Origin of the sequence: Dactylosporangium fulvum (assembly GCF_025137375.1) — a bacterium.
In the GTDB taxonomy this organism is placed as follows: Bacteria; Actinomycetota; Actinomycetes; order Mycobacteriales; family Micromonosporaceae; genus Dactylosporangium; species Dactylosporangium fulvum.
In genome coordinates this window covers 7,361,236-7,382,599 of the sequence record NZ_CP073720.1, presented here as the reverse complement: position 1 = coordinate 7,382,599, position 21,364 = coordinate 7,361,236, and the positions used below count along the sequence as shown (strand labels likewise).

General features: G+C 73.4%; 15 protein-coding genes. 4 read left to right on the top strand and 11 right to left on the bottom strand.

Going from position 1 to position 21,364, the window contains the following annotated elements; genetic code table 11:
- Nucleotides 1-136: 136 nt before the first annotated feature.
- The 6 genes from Dfulv_RS33885 to Dfulv_RS33860 form a co-directional block, all read right to left on the bottom strand.
- Entirely contained in the window at nucleotides 137-1,669 is a 1,533-nt protein-coding gene (locus Dfulv_RS33885; RefSeq protein WP_259857888.1) for an MFS transporter, read from the bottom strand.
- A 66-nt stretch (nucleotides 1,670-1,735) separates the two neighbouring features.
- Complete coding sequence (locus Dfulv_RS33880) at nucleotides 1,736-4,675, bottom strand: amino acid adenylation domain-containing protein (protein ID WP_259857887.1); 2,940 nt, start codon at nucleotides 4,673-4,675, stop codon at nucleotides 1,736-1,738.
- Nucleotides 4,675-5,475 (bottom strand): thioesterase II family protein, encoded by an 801-nt coding sequence (locus Dfulv_RS33875; protein WP_259857886.1) that lies wholly within the window; start codon nucleotides 5,473-5,475, stop codon nucleotides 4,675-4,677. Before Dfulv_RS33875 ends, Dfulv_RS33880 begins: the two co-directional genes overlap by 1 nt.
- Nucleotides 5,472-6,065, bottom strand: a complete 594-nt coding sequence (locus Dfulv_RS33870; protein WP_259857885.1) for an anthranilate synthase component II — start codon at nucleotides 6,063-6,065, stop codon at nucleotides 5,472-5,474. Before Dfulv_RS33870 ends, Dfulv_RS33875 begins: the two co-directional genes overlap by 4 nt.
- Complete coding sequence (locus tag Dfulv_RS33865) at nucleotides 6,062-7,744, bottom strand: anthranilate synthase component I family protein (RefSeq protein ID WP_259857884.1); 1,683 nt, start codon at nucleotides 7,742-7,744, stop codon at nucleotides 6,062-6,064. The genes Dfulv_RS33870 and Dfulv_RS33865 overlap by 4 nt, the downstream gene beginning before the upstream one ends.
- 5 nt (nucleotides 7,745-7,749) lie before the next feature.
- Nucleotides 7,750-8,460 carry a flavodoxin family protein gene (locus Dfulv_RS33860; protein WP_259857883.1) on the bottom strand — a complete coding sequence of 237 codons (711 nt, stop codon included), beginning with the start codon at nucleotides 8,458-8,460 and terminating at the stop codon, nucleotides 7,750-7,752.
- Between the two features lie 394 nt (nucleotides 8,461-8,854).
- Between Dfulv_RS33860 and Dfulv_RS33855 the strand changes: the two genes are divergently transcribed.
- The 4 genes from Dfulv_RS33855 to Dfulv_RS33840 all read left to right on the top strand — a co-directional run bounded on the left by Dfulv_RS33855 (nucleotide 8,855) and on the right by Dfulv_RS33840 (nucleotide 14,394).
- Complete coding sequence (locus tag Dfulv_RS33855; protein ID WP_259857882.1) at nucleotides 8,855-9,640, top strand: AfsR/SARP family transcriptional regulator; 786 nt, start codon at nucleotides 8,855-8,857, stop codon at nucleotides 9,638-9,640.
- Between the two features lie 52 nt (nucleotides 9,641-9,692).
- Nucleotides 9,693-9,914: an MbtH family protein gene (locus Dfulv_RS33850; RefSeq protein WP_259857881.1), complete on the top strand. Its 222-nt coding sequence runs from the start codon at nucleotides 9,693-9,695 to the stop codon at nucleotides 9,912-9,914.
- 107 nt (nucleotides 9,915-10,021) lie between these two features.
- A complete protein-coding gene (locus Dfulv_RS33845) occupies nucleotides 10,022-13,636 on the top strand; it encodes an aminotransferase class I/II-fold pyridoxal phosphate-dependent enzyme (protein WP_259857880.1) in 3,615 nt (1,204 codons plus the stop codon).
- Nucleotides 13,633-14,394 carry an SDR family NAD(P)-dependent oxidoreductase gene (locus Dfulv_RS33840; protein ID WP_259857879.1) on the top strand — a complete coding sequence of 254 codons (762 nt, stop codon included), beginning with the start codon at nucleotides 13,633-13,635 and terminating at the stop codon, nucleotides 14,392-14,394. The genes Dfulv_RS33845 and Dfulv_RS33840 overlap by 4 nt, the downstream gene beginning before the upstream one ends.
- A 22-nt stretch (nucleotides 14,395-14,416) precedes the next feature.
- On the opposite strand, the gene Dfulv_RS33835 is transcribed toward Dfulv_RS33840, so the two are convergent.
- From Dfulv_RS33835 to Dfulv_RS33815, 5 genes are all read right to left on the bottom strand, one after another.
- Nucleotides 14,417-16,309, bottom strand: a complete 1,893-nt coding sequence (locus Dfulv_RS33835) for a condensation domain-containing protein (RefSeq protein WP_259857878.1) — start codon at nucleotides 16,307-16,309, stop codon at nucleotides 14,417-14,419.
- On the bottom strand, nucleotides 16,306-17,523 hold the full coding sequence (locus Dfulv_RS33830; RefSeq protein ID WP_259857877.1) for a cytochrome P450: 1,218 nt from the start codon (nucleotides 17,521-17,523) through the stop codon (nucleotides 16,306-16,308). Before Dfulv_RS33830 ends, Dfulv_RS33835 begins: the two co-directional genes overlap by 4 nt.
- Nucleotides 17,520-19,337: a non-ribosomal peptide synthetase gene (locus Dfulv_RS33825; protein WP_259857876.1), complete on the bottom strand. Its 1,818-nt coding sequence runs from the start codon at nucleotides 19,335-19,337 to the stop codon at nucleotides 17,520-17,522. Before Dfulv_RS33825 ends, Dfulv_RS33830 begins: the two co-directional genes overlap by 4 nt.
- A complete protein-coding gene (locus Dfulv_RS33820) occupies nucleotides 19,331-20,110 on the bottom strand; it encodes a thioesterase II family protein (RefSeq protein WP_259857875.1) in 780 nt (259 codons plus the stop codon). Before Dfulv_RS33820 ends, Dfulv_RS33825 begins: the two co-directional genes overlap by 7 nt.
- An 89-nt stretch (nucleotides 20,111-20,199) precedes the next feature.
- Nucleotides 20,200-21,315, bottom strand: a complete 1,116-nt coding sequence (locus tag Dfulv_RS33815) for a winged helix DNA-binding domain-containing protein (protein ID WP_259857874.1) — start codon at nucleotides 21,313-21,315, stop codon at nucleotides 20,200-20,202.
- Between the last annotated feature and the right edge of the window lie 49 nt (nucleotides 21,316-21,364).

The window sequence follows — 21,364 nt, the reverse complement described above, 5'->3', positions numbered from 1 at the left end:
TGGTCGCCTGTCTGTTCGCACGCTAGAGCGCGGCGGTTAGACGCCGGTTACGGTTGCCGGCGCTCGAGCGGGCGGCCGGGAGCACACCGCCGGGCCGGCACCGACGGTGCGGCACCGGCCCGGCAGGGCGGTCGGGTCAGCGGGAGGACCGGCCCGACCGGGTCAGCTGCGCCGGGACGGGCTCGTCCGAGGACCCGGGGGGCTGGTCCGACGGCGGCTGGCCGGCGCCCGGCGCGGCCCGGCCGACCTGCGGGGCGCGGATCGCGAGCCACACGGCGGCCAGAAGCCCCACGATGAGGACCAGACCGGCGACGAGGAGCGCGAGCTGGTAGCCCTCGGTCGCGGCGACCTCCGGCGACGCCGTCGAGGAGATCTGCTCGCGGACGGCGATCATGGCGAAGACCGCGACACCGAGCGCGCCACCCATCTGCGCGACGGTGGCCGCCACGCCGGACCCGAGGCCCGCGTCCTCGCCGGACACCTTGTACAGCACGGCGTTCTGCAACGCCGGGTTGGCGATGCCCATGCCCAGGGCGATGAGCAGGAAGGCGGGGAGCAGGTCCACGACGTACGATCCGTCGGCCGGGATCCGGCCCAGTAGCAGCAGACCGGCCGCGGCGGCGGCGAACCCGATCGCCATGGTGATCCCCACGCCGAAGCGGGCGACCAGCCGGGCCGACAGCGCCAGGCCCGGCATGAACATCACCAGGAACGGCACCCATGCCAGCCCGGCGATGAGCGGGGAGTACCCCAGGACGTCCCGCATGTACAGGATCACGAGGAAGAACACCGCACTCGTGGTGCTCACCAGCAGGATGCTCAGGGCGTTGGCCGACAGCCGCACCCCGTTGGCGAAGAAGCGCGGCGGGATCAGCGGCGCGGCCGAGCGGCGCTCCAGGGCGACGAACGCGGCGAGCGCGACGATGCCGGCGACGAGCGGCGCCCAGACGACGGGGTTGCTCCACCCGTTGCCGGCGGCCGCGACGACGGCGTAGACGAGCGCGACGAGACCACCGGTGACCAGCACGGCGCCGGGCACATCGATCCGCTTCGGGGTGCCGGTGGCGCGGCCCTCGTCGACGAGGCGGCGGATGAGCAGCAGGGGGATCAGGGCGAGCGGCACGTTGATGAAGAAGATCCAGCGCCAGTCGATGAACTCGGTGATGACGCCGGAGAGCACGACGCCGACGGTGGCGCCGGCACCGGCGATGCCGCCCCAGATCGCGAACGCCTTGGCACGCTCACGCTCGTCGACGAAGAGCAGCGCGACGAGGGAGAGCGCGGCCGGCGAGGCGAGCGCCTCGCCGACGCCCTGCGCGAAGCGGCCGGTCACCAGCATGCCCAGGCTCAGCGCGGCGCCGGTGGTCAGCGAGGCGACGGCGAACAGCGCGGTGCCGATGGTGAACACCCGACGCCGGCCGAACAGGTCGCCGAGCCGCCCGCCGAGCAGCAGCAGACCGGCGGCGGTCAGCACGTACGCGTTGACCACCCAGGTGAGGCTGCCCGTTGATGCGTTGAACTCGTCGCGGATCGACGGCAGTGCCACGTTCACGACGGTGCTGTCGATGACGATCATGAACTGGACCAGGGCGAGCACGGCGAGTGCCCGCCATCGTCTCGGATCCGGTGCCGGCGTGGCCGTGGCGCTCTGATGATCGACGTTGCTCATGGTCGATGGACTCCCTCAGCAGCGAACGTGCGGTCGAACGATCTGGATGGCGCGGGCTGTGACCTCCTACCTGCGGTGCTGCGCGGTCGCGATGTGGTCCGCCAGGTCGCGCAGCCGCGGGTGCTCGAACACGGCGACCATGGGGATGCCGATCCGGCCGTCCCGCCGCAGCCGCGCCACCACCCGGATCGCCAGCGCCGAGTGGCCACCGAGGTCGAAGAAGTTGTCGTGGGCGGTGATGTCCTTCACGCCGAGCACGTCGGACCACACCGCCGCGAGCAGTTCCTCGATCGGCCCATGCGGCGCGTCGTCGCCGGGCTCGGCGGTCGCGGGCTCCCGGCCGGGTGGCGGCGGCAGCCGGCCTTCGTCCACCTTCCCGTTGACGGTGAGGGGGAAACGCTCTGTATGGATGAACGTCGAAGGGATCATGAACTCGGGCAGGCGGTCGGCGAGCCAGCGGCGCAGGGCCGGGGCGTCCAGCGGCGAGCGGGTGCGGCAGTACGCGGCGATGCCCTCGCCGGACGGCAGGTCGTCGCGCATCGTGACGAGCGCCTCGAGGACGCCGGGTGCGGCGCCGAGGACCGCCTCGATCTCGCCGAGCTCGATCCGGTAGCCGCGCACCTTCACCTGCCGGTCGGCGCGGCCGGCGAACTCGAGCAGGCCGTCCTCCCGCCAGCGGGCGCGGTCGCCGGTGTGGTACATCCGTGACCCGTCACCGGCCACGACGTCGCAGATGAAGCGCTCGGCGGTGAGCCCGGGCCGGCCCCGGTAGCCGCGAGCCAGACCGCCGCCGGCGATGTACAGGTCGCCGGTCATGCCGACGGGGACCGGCCGCATCCAGGCGTCGAGGACGTAGAGCCGGACGCCGGGCAGCGGACGCCCGATGTGCGGCCGTCCGGAGCTGCGCACCCAGCCGGCGCTGGCGTCCACGGTGCACTCCGTCGGCCCGTACAGGTTGACGGCCCCGGCCTGCCCGGTCCGCTCGAGCTCGTCGAGCTCCTTCCACAGCGGCGGGCCGATGTCCTCGCCGCCGACGAGCAGCCGCACCGGCCGGCCGTCCGGCGGCGTGACCTCGCGCAGGTGCGGCAGGGCCAGGCGCAGGTGCGACGGCGTGATGTCCACAGCGGACAGTCGCTCGGCGACGACGGTCTCGGCCAGGGCCGCCGGGTCGGACCGGGTCTGCTCGTCGAGCAGCACGAGCGTGTCGCCGCGGCACAGCCGGGTCCACTGCTGGACCGAGGCGTCGAACGACACGCTGGCGTTCCAGGCGACGCGCTCGCCGGGTGTGTCGGTGATCTCGGCACGTTCGAGAGCACGCAGCAGGTTCGCCACGGCGCTGTGGGTGATCTGGACGCCCTTGGGCCGCCCGGTCGAGCCCGAGGTGTAGATCTGGTACGCGAGATGACGCGGGTCGACCGTGACCGGCGCCCGGTCCGGCCCGATCAGGCCGTCGAACGTCGCCGGATCGTCGAGCACCAGCGGCCCCGCCGCGGTGTCCGCCGGGATCCGCGCGGCGACGGAGGAGTGGGTGAGCACGAGCCGCGCCCCGCTGTCGGCGAGCATCCACGCGATGCGCTCCTGCGGGTAGGAGGGGTCGATCGGCACGTAGGCGGCACCGGCCTTGAGCACGCCGAAAACGGCGGCGACGAGCTCGTGGACGCGGGGCAGGCACAGGGCGACCAGGGACTCCGGGCCGGCCCCGCGGGCGGTCAGCAGCCCCGCGAGCCGCTCGGCCTCGCGGTCGAGCGCGCCGAACGTGACGGTCCGCTCGGCCACGACGGCCGGCCGGTCCGGGTGGGCGGCGGCGACGCGGGCGAGCAGTTCGTGCACCGGCACGAAGGGTCCCTGCCTGGCCGGCCCGCCGTCGCCGCGGTCGAGCACCCGTGCCCGCTCCTGCGGCGTGCACAGCGCCAGCCGGACCAGAGGGACGTCGGGCTCGGCGGTCACCGTCGCGAGCAGCGTGCGCACCCGGCCGGCGAGCCGTTCGACCGTGGCATGGGCGACGGCGTCGGCCGGGTAGTGCAGGTCCAGGTGCAGCCGGTCGCCGTCGTGCCGGTGACGCAGGACGATCTCGCGATCCACCGGGTCGGCGACCAGCTCGACCAGCTCGGCCTCCAGGCCGGCGAACGCGAGCGTCGAGCGCCGGTCCTCCTCCAGCACGACGCGGACGCCGGCCACCGTCCCGGTTCGCGCTGCCTCGGCTCGCGCTGCCTCGTCCAGCGCGGTGCGGGCCCGCGTCACCAGGTCGCGGAAGGGGCGCCGCTCGTCCACGTCGAGGGACAGCGGCACCGGGTCGCCGGCCGTCCCGACGACGCCCACTCCCGGGTCGTCGGTGCCGCTCTCGCGGACCAGCACGACGGCGCAGGCGGCAGCCACGGTGGCGGCCCGGTCGGCGAGCCCGCCGGTGACGCCGGCCGGCGCCGCGTCCGGCAGGTCCACCCGCACGCGGGCCACCTGCCGGTCGCCGCCGGCCCCCGCCTGGCCGCGGTCGCGCGGTCCGGCCGCCGGCGGGTGTGCTCCCGAGTTCCGCGCGCCGCCCGTGTACGCGCCGGCGAGCTCGTCGAGCAGACCGGCGAGCGACCGGCGGTCGGCCGCCAGCTCGTGCACGGCCAGGGCCAGCAGGTGCTCGCGCGGGCCGAGGTCGAAGAGCCGGGCCCGCAGCAGCCGGCCCTCGGCGAGGTCGAAGGGGTCGTCCCGCAGGGCGGCGCGCTGTTCGACCCGGGCGCCCCGCACCCGCTCGACGACCAGGCGGACCGCGAACGGCTCGACGACCTCCAGCACCGGCGCGTCGCCGCCGTCGACGACCGCCGTGCGCAGCTCGTCGTGCTGCTCGACCAGCGCCGACAGTGCCCGGCTCAGCGCGTCGGCGTCGAGCCGCCCGGACAGCCGCACCAGGCAGTAGACGGCGTGGTCGGTGGGGCTCGCCGGCGCGTACCGTCGCAAGAGCCGCCGCTGTCGGCGCGACGGTGCCACGGCGGACCTCGGGGAGGACATGAGCTCGGTCATCAGCCGTCACCTTTCTGCGCACCGGCCGGAAGGCGGTTCCTGACGAGTGCCGCCACGGTCTCCGGCTGCTCCAGCAGGTAGAAGTGCCCGCCCGGCAGGACGTGGACGTCAGGCGGCGCCACTGACCGGTCGGCCCAGGAGCGGCTGAGTTCGGGCGGGACGAGCACGTCACGATCGCCGCCGAGCACGACGAGCGGGCAGCGCAGGCGGCGCGGCTCGGGGCCGAAGTCGTAGTTGCGCTCGATCGTCAGGTCGGCGCGCAGCCCGTCGACGGCGAGGGCGAGAATCTCGGGCTCGGCCAGCAGCGCCGGGGACAGGCCGCCGTGCGTCTTCAGCAGCGCCGTGAGGTCCGCGTCGGACAGCTCGCCGTCCTGGAGCAGCGGGTTGGGCAGGTGGGGCGGGGGAGCGGCGGAGGCGACCAGCACCGTGACGTCGCGGTCGCGCTGCTGCAACCGCCACGCGAGCTCGAAGCCGGCCAGGGCGCCGAGGCTGTGCCCGAACAGGGCGAGGGGTCCGGTGATCCCGTCGACCGCCCGCTGCAGCGGCCCGACCCACTCGTGGAGATCGGTGGCGTGCGGCTCGGTGTAACGCGGTCCACGCCCGGGGTACTGGGCGGCCAGCAGCCGGAAGCCGGCCGGGAAGTGGCCGGCCCAGGTGGTGTAGTTGGCTGCGGTGCCACCGGCGTGCGGCAGGAACAGCACCGTCGCGGCGGGCTCGTCCGGCTCGTGACGCAGCCGCCACAGCCACGGGTCGTCGGTCGGGATCGGTGCGCCCGCACGGCGGGCGGTGCCGGTCGTCATGCGGCGCTCCGGTCGCCGGTGGGGCACCGCTTGACGAAGTTCGCGAACAGCTGCAGGCCGTCCTCGGTGCACACGCTCTCCGGGTGGAACTGGACCGTCTCGACCGGCAGGTGCTCGTGCCGCAGTCCCATGATGTAGCCGTCGTCGCCGGCCCGGGCGGTCACCAGCAGGTCGTCGGGCAGGGCGTCGGGCACCACGACCAGCGAGTGGTACCGCGTGGCGAGGAACGGGCTCGGCCGGCCGTCGAACAGTCCGGCGCCGTCGTGGCTGATCGGGCTGGTCTTGCCGTGCATGAGGTGCTCGGCCGGCCGGACGTCGCCGCCGAACGCGACCGCCACCGCCTGATGGCCCAGGCAGACGCCGAGGATCGGGCACTGCCCGGCGAAGTTCTGCACCAGCTCGACGTGCCCGGAGTCGCTCGGGTGACCCGGGCCGGGGCCGAGCACGATCGCGTCCGGGCGCATCCGCTCGACGGTGGCCAGCGTCAGCTCGTCCGGACGGGCGACCACCGGTCCGGCGCCGAGGCTCAGCAGGTACTGCCGGATGATGTAGACGAAACTGTCGTAGGCGTCCACGACGAGGGTTTTCACGGCGCCAGCTCCGTTCCGGTGACGGCCCAGTAGGGGGCGGACATCTTCACCAGCGACTCGCGCCACTCCCGGCCCGGCTCGGAGTCGGCGACGACGCCGGCGGAGGCCCGGATGCGGTAGCGCTCGTCCCGGTGGAAGAGCGTGCGGATGACCAGCGCGAGGTTGACGTGCCCGGCGACGTCGACGAGCCCGACCGCCCCGGCGTACAGTCCGCGGCGGCTCGCCTCGACGGACTCGATGATCTCCATGGCGCGGATCTTCGGCGCCCCGGTCATCGTGCCCGCCGGGAACAGCGCCCGGATCACCTCGAAGCTGTCGGCGTGCTCGTCGACCCGGCCGGCGACCGTGGAGACGAGGTGCAGCACGTGCGAGTACGTCTCCACCTCCAGCAGCTCGCCGGTGGTGAGGCTGTCGCCGCGGCAGACGCGGCCGATGTCGTTGCGGCACAGGTCGACGAGCATCACGTGCTCGGCGACCTCCTTCGGGTCGTTGCGCAGGCGCGCGGCCGCGCGTTGCTCGTCGGCCCGGTCATCGCCCGCCCGGTCGTCGTGGTGGCGTCCGGGTCGCGGCACGGTGCCGGCGATCGGCCGCATGACGATCGCGCCGTCGGTCACCCGCACGAACAGCTCGGGGCTGGCACCGATGAGCGTCTGGTCGCCGAGCGGGCACAGGAACATGTAGGGCGACGGGTTGCGTGAGCGCAGCCGCCGGTACACGTCGAGCGGGGTGGCGTGGCTGTGCACGACGAGGTCGTGGCCGATCTGCACCTGGTAGATGTCGCCGACCTCGATGTGGTGCAGGCAGCGCCGCACGTCGGCGGCGAACCGGGCCTGGGTCAGCTCGTCGGTGACGGACACCGGCGGGCACACGCCGGGGCACTCGGCGTCGTCGTCGGCGGTCCCGGCCGGGCCGTTCGCGGCGGCGGCCATGCCGTTCGCCGGGGTGGCCGCGCACTCGGCCAGGGCGGCCTCGAGGTCTGCCACGGGCGGGTCGTCCCAGGCGGGGGACCGGTGCGTGAGCAGCTCGGCCGTCCCGGTCAGCAGGTCCACGCGCACGTGGCTGCGGTGCAGCACGACGGCCACGTCGGGCCCGTCGGGCCGGTGGTCGATCCGCCACGGCAGCTGCTCGACATAGCGGGCGGTGTCGTAGCCGAAGAAGGTCAGGAAGCCGAAGGTGAACCGGTCGGTGGTCCCTTCGGCGTCGAACACGGCCCGGACACGGCGCAGCAGGTCCCATAGCCGACGCTGGTCCGGCAGCCATGGGCCGTGCCCGTCGACGGCGAGGAGATCCGACACGGCGTCGCGCACGACACCGGCGAGCACCGGTGTGCCGGCGACGTCGACCCGCTCTTGGGTCACCGAGACCGACAGCACCGGACCGACGCCGAGGTACGCGTACCGAGCGTCCTGTGCGCCGTCGGCTCGCGGATTCCGGTTCGCCGCACCTGGAACCGCCTCGGCGGGCGTCCGGGCGGACCGTGACTCGAGCAGGAACACCTCGCGTTCGCCGAAGTGGTGCGCCAGGGCCCGGTACATCGCGAGCGGGTCGGCGAACGGCACGCGCCGGCAGCCGGTGCGGACCGGCACGGCGGCCGCACGGGTGGCCCCGGCCGCGAGGTCCGGCGGCCCCGGCCGGGGCCGCCGGACAGCGCCGGTGGTGGTCATCGGCAGCGTCGTCACGCGACTCACCGCCGCGCGCCGGCGGTGGCCGGGATCGTCAGGCCGGGCCGGCCTCCGGGCACCGACAGCCGGCTCGACCACTCGGTGTCGTCGCGCGGGGCGAGGACCTCCGCGCCGGTGAGCCGGCGGTGCTCGGCGAGCAGCTCGGCCAGATCGAGCATCCGGTCGACCGTGCGGCTGACCATGTCCAGGCCCTCGTCGTCGTGCCTGGCCTCGCCCGGCCGGTCGCCGTAGACGATCGCCGGGAACCCGCTGCCGACCATGATCATGCGGTTGAGCAGCACGTTGAGGACCAGGTGGCTGTAGACCTCGGTGTGGCTGTAGCGGCGGCCGACGACGATGACGCCGCCCACCTTGTTGGTGAGCGGACGCCGGAAGCGCAGGTGGCCGACGCCGGCGCGTTCGATGAAGGCCTGCATCAGCCCGGCCGTGCCGAAGCCGTGTACCGGCGCCGCGAAGATGATGCCGTCGGCCGCGGTCATCCGCTCCACCGCACCGGCGACGCCGTCGTCGACGACACACGGCGTGGTGCGGGTCAGGCAGTCACCGCACGGTCCGCAGGGCGTGATGTCCAATGTGGATACTTCGATGACGTCGAGGTCCGCGTCGCGGGCGGCGAGCAGCTGCGAACAGTAGTCGAGGACGTCCGCGGTGTTACCCCCGGCCCGTTCCGACCCGTTGAGCGCGACGAAACGGATCCTGCGTGCACTGTGCATCGGTCGCTCCATCACTCCAGACGCCAGGGATCTTCGAACGACCGTAGGACGGAGCGGTTTTCTTCCGGTTACGCGGCGTCTGAACTGGGTCTTTGGCCCCAGGAGGGCCCGTCGCGGGGCGTGGCCGTGTTTGGGCAGAGCGACCTCGGTCAATACCAACAGTGGCGGTGAACACCGGGTGCCAACCCGCCACCCAGTTGAAGTTCTCCGCTCGCTCGGAAAGTGGGTGGAACTTCGATGAGAAAGGATGACCGTGAGGCAACGGGAGGACAACAGACGGCAGATCTCTGACGGTTTGCAGCGCACGGCACGGCCGGGTGGGCGGCCGGCCAAACATCGCAACGCCGGATCCGTTGACACGTCGTCGGGCGGAAACGAGATCTCGGTCCACTACATGGGCCAGTTCTTCCTGGAGATCGACGGTCAGGCCGTGCGCCGCTGGCGTGCGGGCCGGGCCCAGCGACTGTTCCAGTACCTGGTCATGCGGCACGACCAGCCGGTGTCCAGCGAGACCCTCAACGAGTTGCTCTGGCCGGGCACCGCGACGCGCCAGGCGAGCGGTCTCAAGGTCGCGGTGCACGCACTGCGGGAGATCCTCAGCAACGCGCAGGGCGGGAACGCCACGCAGCGCGGATCCTCGGTCGAGCTGCTGTCGTGCAGCAACGGCTACGTGCTGGAGACCAAGGACGTCTCGATCGACTTCGAGGAACTGGCCGACAACGTCGAGTCGGCGCGGGCGCTCGAGCGCCGCGGCGACGTCGGCGCGAGCCTGGATCACCACCGGGCGGCCGTCGAGCGCTACAGCGGTCACTTCCTCGACGGTGAGTCCGAGGACTGGATCTACTCGCGGCGGGAGTGGCTGAAGGACCTGGCGTTGCGCTCGCTGGAGCGGCTCGTCGAGGACGCGATGAGCCGCGGGGACCACGACGCGGCCATCAGCTACTGCCACCGGACACTCGACATCGACCCGTGTCATGAGGAGAGCTACCAGGTGCTGATCCTGGCCCACGCCTGCCTCGGCCGGCTGGGCCGGGTCAAGTGTCTGTACGAGCTGTGCTGCAACCGGCTCAGGGAGGAGCTCGACGTCGAGCCGGCCCCGGACACGAAGCGACTGGTCGCCCAGGCGGTACGGGGCAGGCTGACCCGGCCCGACCGCCGGCTGGCCGTCCGTACCGCGTGAACCGTCCGCGGCGCGGCGATCGGCTCGACAGCATCGTGGGAGGCGATGACACATGAACGGCACCACCGGACCGCGGCGCTGGGCCGTGCTGATCAACGACGAGGGCCAGTACTCGCTGTTCCCGAGCGAGCTCGCCGTCCCGGGCGGGTGGCGGGAGGCGGGCTTCGTCGGGGACCAGGACGAGTGCCGGCGCTACGTCGAAGAGCACTGGACGGACATGCGACCGGCGAGCCTGCGCCGGGTGATGGACGGCGGCTCCGGCCGAGGGGTGTGACCGGCCGGTGGTGCGTAACGCCCGGCTAACCGGTCCGGTCCAGACTCGGAACTCGGTGCAGATCCTGCGCCGCCGTGCTGTGACCCGTCGTGGATCGGATTGAGACCGTGGTGATCAGGCAAGCCACCGAGCCGAGGGACGTTCTCGGGGAGCCGGCACGGTCGCGGGACCGGGATCCCGCGACCGGTGGCCCCGACGCCGGCATCCATGCCGTGCCGGCGCCCGTGCCGCTGCGCCTCCGCAAGGTTCCCGGACGGCCGCGGGAGACCGTCGCCGTCGCGCTGTACGCCCTGCTGGACGCGGCGTTCGACGACCGGAAGGTCCTCGTCGCCACGTCCGGCCCGGCCGGCCCGCGGACCCGGCTCGTCGACCTCGCCGGCGTCGACACGGAGTCGTGCACCCTCGCCGACATCCAGCGCAAGCTCGACCTCGCGCCCGCACGCGTCCCCGCCGCGGCGGCCGGCCGGCACCTGGTGTCGACGCTGGAACCCGCTGAGCACGCCACCCTGGTCGCCCGCCTGCGCCCCGACACGATCCTGCATCTCGGGGCGGCGAACGACGCCGCGTCGCTCGCCGCGCGCGGGTGTGACCGCCGCGAGACCGGGGACCTCGCCTCCGTCCTGGAACGGGCCTGGGACCGCGCCGCCTGCCGGTCCGACGCCACGTCCTTGCAGGAGCTGTTCGCGGCGCCGCGGACCGGCGACGCCGGACGGACCCGCGCCGGCACCGCCGAGCCCGACCGGTTCGTGACGCGATTCTCGGCGGTGTGCGCCGGCTCCCCCGGCCTGGTCGCGATCGAGACGGCCGGCGAGTCGGTCACCTACGGCGAGCTCGAGCGGCTCGCCGACGCCGTGGCGTGGCAGCTGGAGCGGCACGGCGCCGGGCCGGGACGCACCCTGTTCGTGGTCCCGAACCGTGACCCGCTGCTGGTCGCCGTCCTCGTGGCGGCGTTCAAGGCCGGAGCGACACTGGCCCTGGCCGACCCTCGACTGCCGGTGCCGTACCTGCGCTCCTGCGCGGACGCCGCCCGTGCCGACCTCGTGCTGGACCTCGCCGGGGTCGGGCTGCCCGGCGCCGTGACCGGATTCGCCGACACCCCGTCGCCCCGGCGGTACGTCGAGGAACGGCTCGGCCCCGACGACCCGGCGTTCATCACGTTCACGTCCGGCACGTCGGGCACCCCCAAGGCCGTGATCGGCCGGTACGGTTCGCTGACCCACTTCTTCGACTGGATGGACCGCGTCCTCGGGCCGTTGCGGGGTCACCGGTTCGGCATGTGCTCGAGCCTCGGGCACGATCCGTTGCAGCGCGACATCATGACGCCGCTGTACTTGCAGGGCACGATCTGCATCCCGGCCGAGGAGGACCTCACCGATGTCGGCGCCTTCCCCCGCTGGCTCGCCGGTGAGCGCGTCGAGGTCGCCTGCGTCAACCCGGCGGCGATCGGGCTGCTGGCCGGCGCCGGCGCGGGCGCCCTGCCGGCGCTGCGCCGGGTGTTCTGCGTCGGTGCGGCACTGACCCGCGGCCACGCCCGCGACCTCATGCGGGTGGCGCCGAACGCGCGGCTGGTCAACCTCTACGGCTCCACGGAGACCCAACGCGCCGTCGGCTTCTACCGGCTGCCCACCGCCCGCGCCGGGCTCGACGCGGTGCCCGTCGTCGTGCCGGTCGGCACCGGCATGAAGGACGCCGAACTGCTCGTCGTCACCCCCGGCCTGCGTCGCTGCCTGCCGTGGCAACGCGGCCAGATCGTGGTGCGCAGCCGGTACGTGGGCCTGGGCTACCTCGACGACGCCGATGCCACCGCGGCGAAGTTCCGCACCGACGTGCCGGTCGGCGAGGACCCGGTGCCCAGCTACCTCACCGGTGACGTCGGGTACCCCACGCCGCGCCACGGCGTCGTCTTCACCGGCCGCGACGACGCCCAGGTGAAGATCAACGGACACCGGGTCGAGCTCGAGCAGGTGACCGAGGTCTGCCGCGACCATCCGCTGGTCCGCGACGCGGCGACGGTCGCGGTCGGCGTGGACGGGCTGCCGACGCTCGCCACCTTCCTCGTGCCGACCGACCGGTCCGTGCGCTTCGACCCGGCGACCTTCCGCGCGGCCCTGGCCGAGCGTCTGCCCGCCTACATGGTGCCGCACCGGGTGGCGACCGTGCCGGAGCTGCCGCTGACCCGCAACCGCAAGCTGGACACCGCGACGCTGGTCGAGTGGGCCCGGGAGCCGTCCGCCGTCGCCGTGCCGGATGCGGGGGAGGCCGAGATCGAGGAATCGGTGCGGGACTTCGTGCGCCGTCACGCGGGGCTCGAGGAGCCGCCGACGGACGTGCCGCTCGCCGACCTCGGCATCGACTCGCTGCGGTTCGCGTCGCTCGTCAGCCAGCTCGGCGACGGCCGGGCGGGCGGGGTGCGCCTGGGCAACAACGCGACCGTCGCGGAGCTGACGTCTGCGCTCACCGGCTGCGGTGAAGGCGCAGGGTCCTCGGCCTCCGAGGCGTCCCCGGCGACGCCGCCGGGCGTGGCCACCGAGGAGCCGGCCGTCGCGACGGTCCGCCGGCTGCTCGGCCACGCGTCCCGGGTCACCGAGACGACCGTCGAGGCCGGCGGCCGGCGCCTGCACCACCTGTGCTCCAACAGCTACCTCGGGCTGGGCTCGCACCCGGTCATCCGCGAGCGGCTGGCCCGGTTCGTCCGCGACTGCGCCTCGCTCGGTGCGCACGGCTCCGGCGAGGTCAACGGCTGGACCGGCGTGCACGAGCGCCTGAGCGCGACGCTGCGGGAGCTGTTCGGCTGCGCCTGCGTGACGCTGACCAGCTCCGGGTACCTCGCGAACGTGTCCGCCATCCCCGCCGTGGTCGACCCGGGCGGCATGCTGTTCGTCGACGAGTTCTCGCACCGCTCGATCCTCGACGGCTGCGTCCTCAGCGGTGCGCCGATCCACGTCTACCGGCACAACGACCCCGCCGACCTGCGCCGCCTGCTGGAGCGGCACTCGGCCGGGCCGGGCAGCGTCATCGTGAGCGAGGCCGTGTCGGGCAGTACCGGCGCCGTCGCGGACCTGCCGGGGCTCGTCGGGTGCGCCCGCGCGACCGGCTGCACGCTGTACGTCGACGAGGCGTCCTCGCTGGGCCAGCTCGGCTCGACGGGCCGCGGCATCGAGGAGCACTACGGGATGCCGGGCAGCATCGACGTACGCTCCGGATCGTTCGCCAAGGCGCTCGCCTCCAGCGGCGGGTACGTCACCGGCAGCGCCGCGACGGCCGCCCGCCTGGCCGGGGACCGCGGTGCCGCCTTCACCACCTCGATCTCGCCGATCGACGCGTTCGTCGCGGCCGAGGCGGGGCGGATGCTCGCCGACGAGGGCGCGCACCTGGCCGGTCGGCTGCACCGCAACCGCGAGCACTGGCGGCGTTGCCTGCAAGCGGCCGGCCTGGACACCGGCGCTTCGTCCAGCGCCGTCGTGCCGATCCTCGCCTCGAGCGACGACGAGGTGGCGCGGTGGTTCTCCGCCGTCCTCGCCGCCGGCGCGCTGGTGCTGCCGATGGCCGGCAACTGGAGCACGCGCGTCCGCGCCCTGAGGACCACCGTGACGGCCGCGCACGATCCGGCGGTGCTCGAGGACCTGGCGCACCGGATCGGCGCCGCGGTGGCCGCCACGGGGGGCGGGCGCGGGTCCGCCGTACCGGAGACGCCGGCGACCGGATCGGGGGAGGCGCCGTGACCGACCGCTGCTATCTGGTCGTCGGCGGGACGAGGGGCATCGGCGCCGCGACCGTCCGGCGCCTGGCCGAGGACGCCGGCCACACGGTCGTGTTCAGCGGCCGCGACGCCAAGGCGGGCGAGGCGCTCGCCCGCGGTGCCGGCGACGGCCGGGTCCACTTCGTCGCCGCCGACGTCACCGACGCCGACAGCGTCGACGCCCTCTTCGCCCGGCTCGGCGAACTCGTGCCACGGCTCGACGGCGCGTTCAACGCGGCCGGCGTCATCGGCACCGACACGATCCTGCGCGGCGCACGGTTCCACGACTCGGCCGAACAGCAGCTCGACGACGTCTTCGCGGTCAACGTGAAGGGCCTGTGGCGCTGCCTGCGCCACGAGCTGCGGCTCATGGCGGCCGCCGGCGGCGGAGCCGTGGTCAACTGCTCGTCGGTCGCCGGCCTGCGGGCCGCGGACAGCCTCTCGGTGTCGTACACGGCGAGCAAGCACGCGGTTGTCGGCATGACCCGGGCGCTCGCCGTCGAGTACGCCCGGGACCACGTGCGGATCAACGCCGTCTGCCCGGGTGTCATCGACACCGAGATGCTCGGTGGCCTGCACGACCAGCTGCTCGAGGATCTGCGCAGGAAGAACCCCGGCGCCCGGATCGGCCGACCGGAAGAGGTCGCCGACGTCGTGGCGTTCCTGCTCTCGCCGCGGGCGTCCTACCTCAGCGGTGCCGCCGTGCCGATCGACGCCGGAGGCCTGTACGGCGCCCTCTGAGCGCGTCGAAGCGGCGGCCGTGTCAGCGCCGGTCGAGCGGCGCGTTGCCGAGCTTGGCCAGCAGCGCCTCGACCTGGTCGTCGGGCATCTGCTCGATGCGCTCGAGCATCGCGGCGTCGTCGGCCGGCCCGGCCTGCTCGTCGATCACCTCGGCGAGCTCGGCGACGGTGCACGAGGCGAAGAACGTCGGCAGCTTCAGTTCGCAGCCCAGCTCCTCCCGGATCCGCACGACGAGGCGGGTCGCCATCATCGAGTCGCCGCCCAGGACGAAGAAGTCCTCGTACGGGTCGACCTCGTCGACCTGCAGCGCCTCGGCCCACAGCCGCCCGATGCGCTCGGCGGTGGCGGACAACGGCGCCGCGGTGGCCGACGTCGGTGCATCCGCGGCCGGACTCGGCGGATCCGCAGCCGCCGGCTGGACGACCGCGGGCGTCGACACCGCCGTGGTGGTCCGCACCCCCAACTCGGACAGGCGGCTGCCGGGCCGCTCGACGATCGCTCGCAGCAGGGCGACGTATCGCTCGCAAAGGCGGGCCGCGGTCTGCGGCTCGAGCAGGGCGACGTTGTGGTCGCACCGGCCGGCGAGCCCGTCCGGCGTCTCGTCGAGCGTGAGCTCCAGGTCGAAGCGCATCGTGCCGTTCGGGATGCCGAAGTACCGCAGCCGCAGGTCCGGTGCCAGCTCCGTCTCCTGCTTGGTGAACGGGGTGCTGCCGTAGCTGAAGACGGTCTGGCACAGGGGGTTGAACCGCATGTCCCGCACCGGGCGCAGCTCCTGCACGAGCTTGCCGAACGGCAGGTCCTGATGCTGGTACGCACGCAGCGTGACCGCACGGACCCGATCCACGACCTGCTCGAAGGTCGGGTCGCCGGACAGGTCGGTGCGCATGACGACGTTGTTGACCAGCGAGCCGACGACCTCCTCGAACTCGGGCTTGTCCCGGCCGGCGACGGGGGTGCCGACGGCGATGTCCGGGTGACCGCAGGCGCCGGCGAGCAGCACCTGGTAGGCGGCCAGCGCCGTCATGAACGGCGTCGCGCCCCGCCGGCGGCTGACGTCGACGACGGCGGCGTGCAGGTCGGCCGGCACGGTGAAGAAGTGGCTGCGCCCGCGCAGGGACGGCTCGGCCGGCCGCGGGTGGTCGTACGGGAAGTTCAACAGCGACGTCCCGGCCAGTTCCGCGCGCCAGAAGTTCAACAGGTCGCGGGTCCGCTCCGGGGTGAGGTGGGCGCGCTGCCAGATCGCGTAGTCGGCGAACTGCACCGGGCGATCCACCGCGCGCCCGCTGCCGCCGGCGGCCCGGCCCGACCGCGCCCGTTCGTACAGGGCGGCGAGCTCGCGGATGATGACGCCGACCGACCAGCCGTCGGCGATGGTGTGCGAGGCGATCCAGACGAGCATGTGGCGGTGGCCGCGCTCGTCGAGCCGGAGCAGCCGGCAGCGCCACAACGGTGCCCGGGCCAGGTCGAACGGCTCGCGGGCCGAGGTCAGGCACCGGAGGCGGGCCTCGTTCTCGGGGTCGGGGTAGCCGCTGAGGTCCGTCACCGGCAGGTCGAACGGCTCGGGCGGCGCCACGACCTGGACGAGGCGGCCCGACTCGAGGCGCAGCGCGGTGCGCAGCGCGTCGTGGCGGCGCACGATCTCGCCGAACGCGGTGGCCAGGGCGTCGGTGTCCAGCGGGCCGTCGAGGGTGAAGGAGAACGGCACGATGTAGTTGGGCAGCCCGGGGACCAGCTGGTCGAGAAACCACAGCTGCTCCTGCGCGTACGCGGCGGGAACGGTCCCGGCGCGCGGATCCGGAGTCGGGCGGGGATCGGGCCCGGCGCAAGTGGACCCCGGGGACGGCCGCAGCCGCGCGAACAGCGCCGTGCGCTCCTGCGGCGACAGCTTGGAAAGGTGGGCGAGCCGGTCACTCATCGCGTCACCGTCACCGTCACCGGCATGTGCTTGATGCCGAGCATGAAGTTGGACCGCAGCCGCTCGATCGGCCCGGCGAGCTGGAACCGCACGCCGAGCGAGCGCAGGTGCTCGAACAGGATGGTGATCTCCGCCCGGGCCGGGTTCATGCCGATGCAGCGGTGCGCGCCGATGCCGAAGGCGATGTGCTGGTTCGGGGTACGGGCGAGGTCGAAACGGCCGGCGTCGGGGAACTGGTCCTCGTCGCGGTTGGCCGAGGCGTTCCACAGGGTCACCGACTGCCCCCGGCCGATCAGCGTCCCGCGGATCTCGACGTCGCGGGTCGCGGTCCGCTGCACGTACGCGTTGGTGGACGTCCAGCGGAAGATCTCCTCGACGGCGGTCGGCAGCAGCGCCGCGTCCCGGGCGAACCGGTCGGCCTGGTCGGGGTGCTCGATCAGCGCCAGCACCCCGGCCGTCGCCGTGTACGGGGTGGTCTCGTTGCCCCCGACGGCCACGTTGAGGCAGTTGTAGAGGATCTGGCTCTCGGTCATCGGCCGGCCGTTGATCTCCGATTGCAGCAGCAGGCTCACCAGGTCGTCGCCCGGCTCGCGCCGGCGGCGCTCGATGAGCTCGGCGAAGAGATCGAGGATCTCGACCTGTGTGCCGACCAGCGTCATCGTCTCGTCGCGGCCGTTGTGCCACTCGGGGTCGCGGTGGCCGATCATCGCGCGGGTGACCCCGAGCAGGTGCTGGATCTGGTCCCGGTCGAGGTCGAACACGGCCCGCAGCAGCCCCGCCGGCAGCACGGGCGCGACCTCGGTGGCGAAGTCGCCGCCGCCCGCGGCAAGGAGCCGGTCGACGGCCGCGCGCACGTTCTCGGTGACGCATGCCGAGACCCGCCGGACCATGTCGGGGGTGAACCCCTGGTGCAGCTGCTGGCGCAGCAGGCGGTGCTCCGGCGGGTCGGAGCAGATGAGCATCCGCCCCGAGGCGGAGTCGGCCCCGCTGCGGTACGAGCCGCCCATCACGGTGCCCTGCGAGGAGGAGAACGCCGCAGGGTCGCGGTAGACGTCGGCGATGTCCTGGTACCGCGTCAGCGCCCAGAAGCCGTTGCCGTCACCGACGTCGTTCCAGTACACCGGTGACTCCCGGCGCAGGTGCGCCCAGGCCGCGTGCGGGTCACCGCTGACGAACAGTTCGGTGTCGTTGAGGTCGATCAGCCGGGTCTTCACGATGCCACCGTCTCTCTTGCAGGCCGGATGTGGTCGGCCAGGTCCTCGACGACGCTGCACTGGAACAGCACCTCCGGCTCCAGCGCGACGCCCAGATCGCGCTGGATGATCCGGCGCGCGCGGACGGCGAGCAGCGAGTGCCCGCCGAGGGTGAAGAAGTCGTCGCGCACGCCCACCTGCTCCACCGAGAGCAGGTCCTCCCACAGCCGCGTGAGGTAACGCTCGATGTCGTCCCGGGGCTCGAGGTAGTCCTCGCGCAGCTGTTCGCGGTCAGCGGCGACGCTCTCCAGCTCGCCCCAGTCGCGTTTGCCGTGCGGGTCGGTCGGCATCCGGTCGAGCACGATGAACTCGCTCGGCACCAGGTGCGCCGGCACGGTGCCGGTGAGAAACTCGCGCAGCTCGCGGATGGACAGCCGGTCGCCGGCCCGGATGAGGAACGCGACGAGCCGCCGTTCACCGGCGTCGCCGACCGCCGTGACGGCGGCCTCGCCCACGTCCGGGAACCGGCACAGGCAGGCCTCCACCTCGCCGGGCTCCACGCGGTGCCCATTGATCTTGACCTGGCTGTCGATGCGTCCCACGTATTGCAGGACGCCGCCGCCGACGTCGCGGACCAGGTCACCGGTCGCGTACATGCGGCTGCCGTCGGAGGCATCCGGGTCGGGGATGAACCGCTCCGCGGTGCGGCCCGGCTGCCCGAGGTAGCCGCGGCCGACGCCGTCGCCGCCGATGTGCAGCTCGCCGGCCTCACCGGCCGGCACGGGGCGCAGGTCCGGGCCGAGCACGCGGAGCCGGAACCCGCCGAGCGGCCGGCCGATCGGCACCCCGGCCCCGTCCGCCGGTGGTTCGGTCACCTCGTGACCGGTGCACGCGACGGTCGCCTCGGTCGGGCCGTACAGGTTGAACAGCCGGCCGTCGAAGGCGCCGCGGAGCAGGTCCCGGCAGGTGGCGGGGAGCAGCACGTCGCCGCCGGAGCACAGCACCCGCAGCGGGGCGAAGGCGTAGCGGTCGAACCGGACGACGTGGTTGACCACGACGGCGGGAGCGAGCATCGCCGTGATGCCGCGGCGCTTCAGCTCGCGCTGCAGGTCCGATCCGAGCAGGTCGGGGATCGAGGGCAGCACCACGATCTCGGCGCCGCCGGCGAGGGATCGCCAGACCTCGAACGTCGTGGTGTCGAAGGAGATGCTCGCGCACTGGGCGGTGCGATCCCCGGTGCTCAGCGCCGGCAGGGCGGGGTTGAGCGCGAACGCGACCAGCTGCCGGTGCTCCAGCACGGTGCCCTTCGGCTGCCCGGTCGAGCCGGACGTGTACAGCACGCACGCGGCCTGCTGCGGGGCGATGCCGGCCACCGGGAAGCCGTCCACCACCGGGGCGTCGCCGCTGCGCCATTCGACGGTGTCGCGGTCCAGGTGGGCGAGGCGCTCGCCCCACCCCGGCTCGGTGACCACCACGCGCACGTCGCCGTCGAGCAGCATGTGGTCCCGGCGGGCGGCGGGGTAGCGGGTGTCGACGGGCAGGTAGGCCGCACCCGCCTTGAGGATGCCCAGGATCGCCACGACGACGTCGACGCCGCGCCGCAGGTGCAGGCCGACGCGGTCCTCCGGACCGACGCCGCGGGCGGTCAGAAGCCGGGCCAGTGCGGTCGCGTGGGTGTCCAGCTCCTGATAGGTGTACGCGTGGTCGTCATCACTGACCGCCGGCGCGTCGGGATGCGCGCGGACCGACCGGGCGAACAGGTCCACAAGGGACACGGCAGCCGGCGCCGGCGCCGCATCCTTCGGTTCGGTCGTCACCACACCGCCGGTCACCACGCCGCGTCTCCCCGCGAACCGGGCGCCGTGGCGGCCACGGCGGGAGCATCGCGCTCGATGACGTCGATGAGCTGGGGCGGCGCGGACAGGAACGTCCACGGCCCACCGGCGAGGACCTCATGGCGCGTTTCGCCGTACTCGTCCCACTCGAGCATCTCCGGCGCCGGCACGTACGGGTCGTCGCGCCAGCCGATCGCGGTGATCGGGCAGGGCAGCCGACGCGGGCCGGGCGGCCGGTAGCCGTAGCACATGTCGACGTCGTCGCGCAGGACCGCGATGGCCATCGGCAGCAGCTCGGGCAGCGGTTCCGGCTCGCCGAGGGAGCGCACGATCCCGCGCAGTTCGTCGGCCAGCCGCTCGTCGGACATCGACGGCTGGAACAGCCCGTAGAACCCGCGGTGCGGCACGAGCGTCGACGACACGTACAGTCGCGCCGGGAGCGGGTGGCCCCGCTCCTCCAGGCGGACCAGCGTCGCGTACGCGAGCAGGGCGCCCATGCAGTGCCCGAACAGCGCGTAGGGCCGGTCCAGGTACGGCGCGAGGCCCTCGGCCGCGTCGGCGGCGAAGTCGTCGAAACTGCGGTACGGCGGCTCACGGAAGCGGTTCTCCCGGCCCGGCGGCTGGACCGCGCACACCTCCATCGCGCCGATGCGCTTGGGCCAGCGTCGCAACGACGACGCCCCGGCGCCGGCGTAGGGGAAGCAGATGAGACGCGCCTGCGCGTCGGCGCGTGGTTCTCGTAGCAGCCAACGGCCTGTTCTGGTGTCCTTCACCCGAAGCTCCTCTGGGATCGACCGGTCGGTCATCACCATGGAACGCAGGCTAGGAGCCCCGGGTTAGGCGACGGTTATGCCGGCGCCATTCAGCCGGGCTTGCCCACCCGGAGCTCGGCGTCGGCGCCGAGGAACCGCCCGACGTCGGCCGCCTCGGCCTCCAGCGCCGGCTCGGCCTCCTCGGGCAGCGCCTCGAACGGCTGAACCTCCACGACGAGCCGGTCCTTCTTGCGCTGCTGCTTCCAGGTGCCGAGCACGCGGCCGTCGACGAGGACCGCGGGCTGGATGAAACCGCCGCCGACCTGGATCCGTTTGGTGAACGCCGGGGCGAGGACGAGCTCCCGGCTCGAGTACCCGAGCAGGTATTCGTCGAAATGGCCGATGAGCTGCACGGCCGGCTTCCTGCCCGGCTTGCGCGCGGTCGTGCCGGCCGTGACCCACGCCGTCTCGCCTGCCGCGTCGACCTCGGTCAGCTCGTCGCCGATGATCTCGAAGCCCCGTTTGGCCTGTTTGGCCGGCAGGCCGGACCACTTCGCGAAGTCCTGCGGGGTGACCGGGCCCCGGGAGGCGACGTAGCGGCGGGTCAACTCCGCGAGCGACCCTTCGGCGTCGAGCTCGCGCTGTGGGCCGGCCCAGTCCTCGATGAGGACGTAGGTCGGCTCGTCCCGGTCGACGTCGGGTCCGCGGCAGATCAGGCCCGTCATGGCGGCATACCCGATCAGGTGCGCGGGCGCCTGGCTCTTCGGATCGACCGACACGCCCTTGTCGGCGAGGCGCCGCACCAGGTCGGCACGGGTCAGCGGGCCCGCGTCCGCGACGATCTTCCGCAGGGCCGGCACGGCCGTCTTCAGCATGGCGTCGTCGAGGCCGAGCTGGAGCCGGCGCCGCTTGTCGGCGGCGGCGAAGACCGGGCCGAGCAGCCCGACGATCCAGCTCACGTCCTCGGCGGCAACCATGTGCAGGGTGCTGCGCATGGCCCAGATCCGCACGACGGTCCGGTCGTCGTTGCAGGCCCTGGCCACCGCCTCCGCGTCGATGCCGGTGGTGCGGGGGCGCAGCGCCAGTCGTGCCGCGCGGATGTCCTGTGACTGCATGCCGACCAGGTCGTGGACCACGGTCGCGACGTCTTTGGCCCGGTCGCCGGTCAGCCGCTGCGCGCGGGCCCTGGCCAGCCGGACCTCGTCTTCGGTGAACTGCCGAGTCATCAGCCGAACGTACCCGACAACGCCGCCGTTACTCCGCCGAAGAGGAACG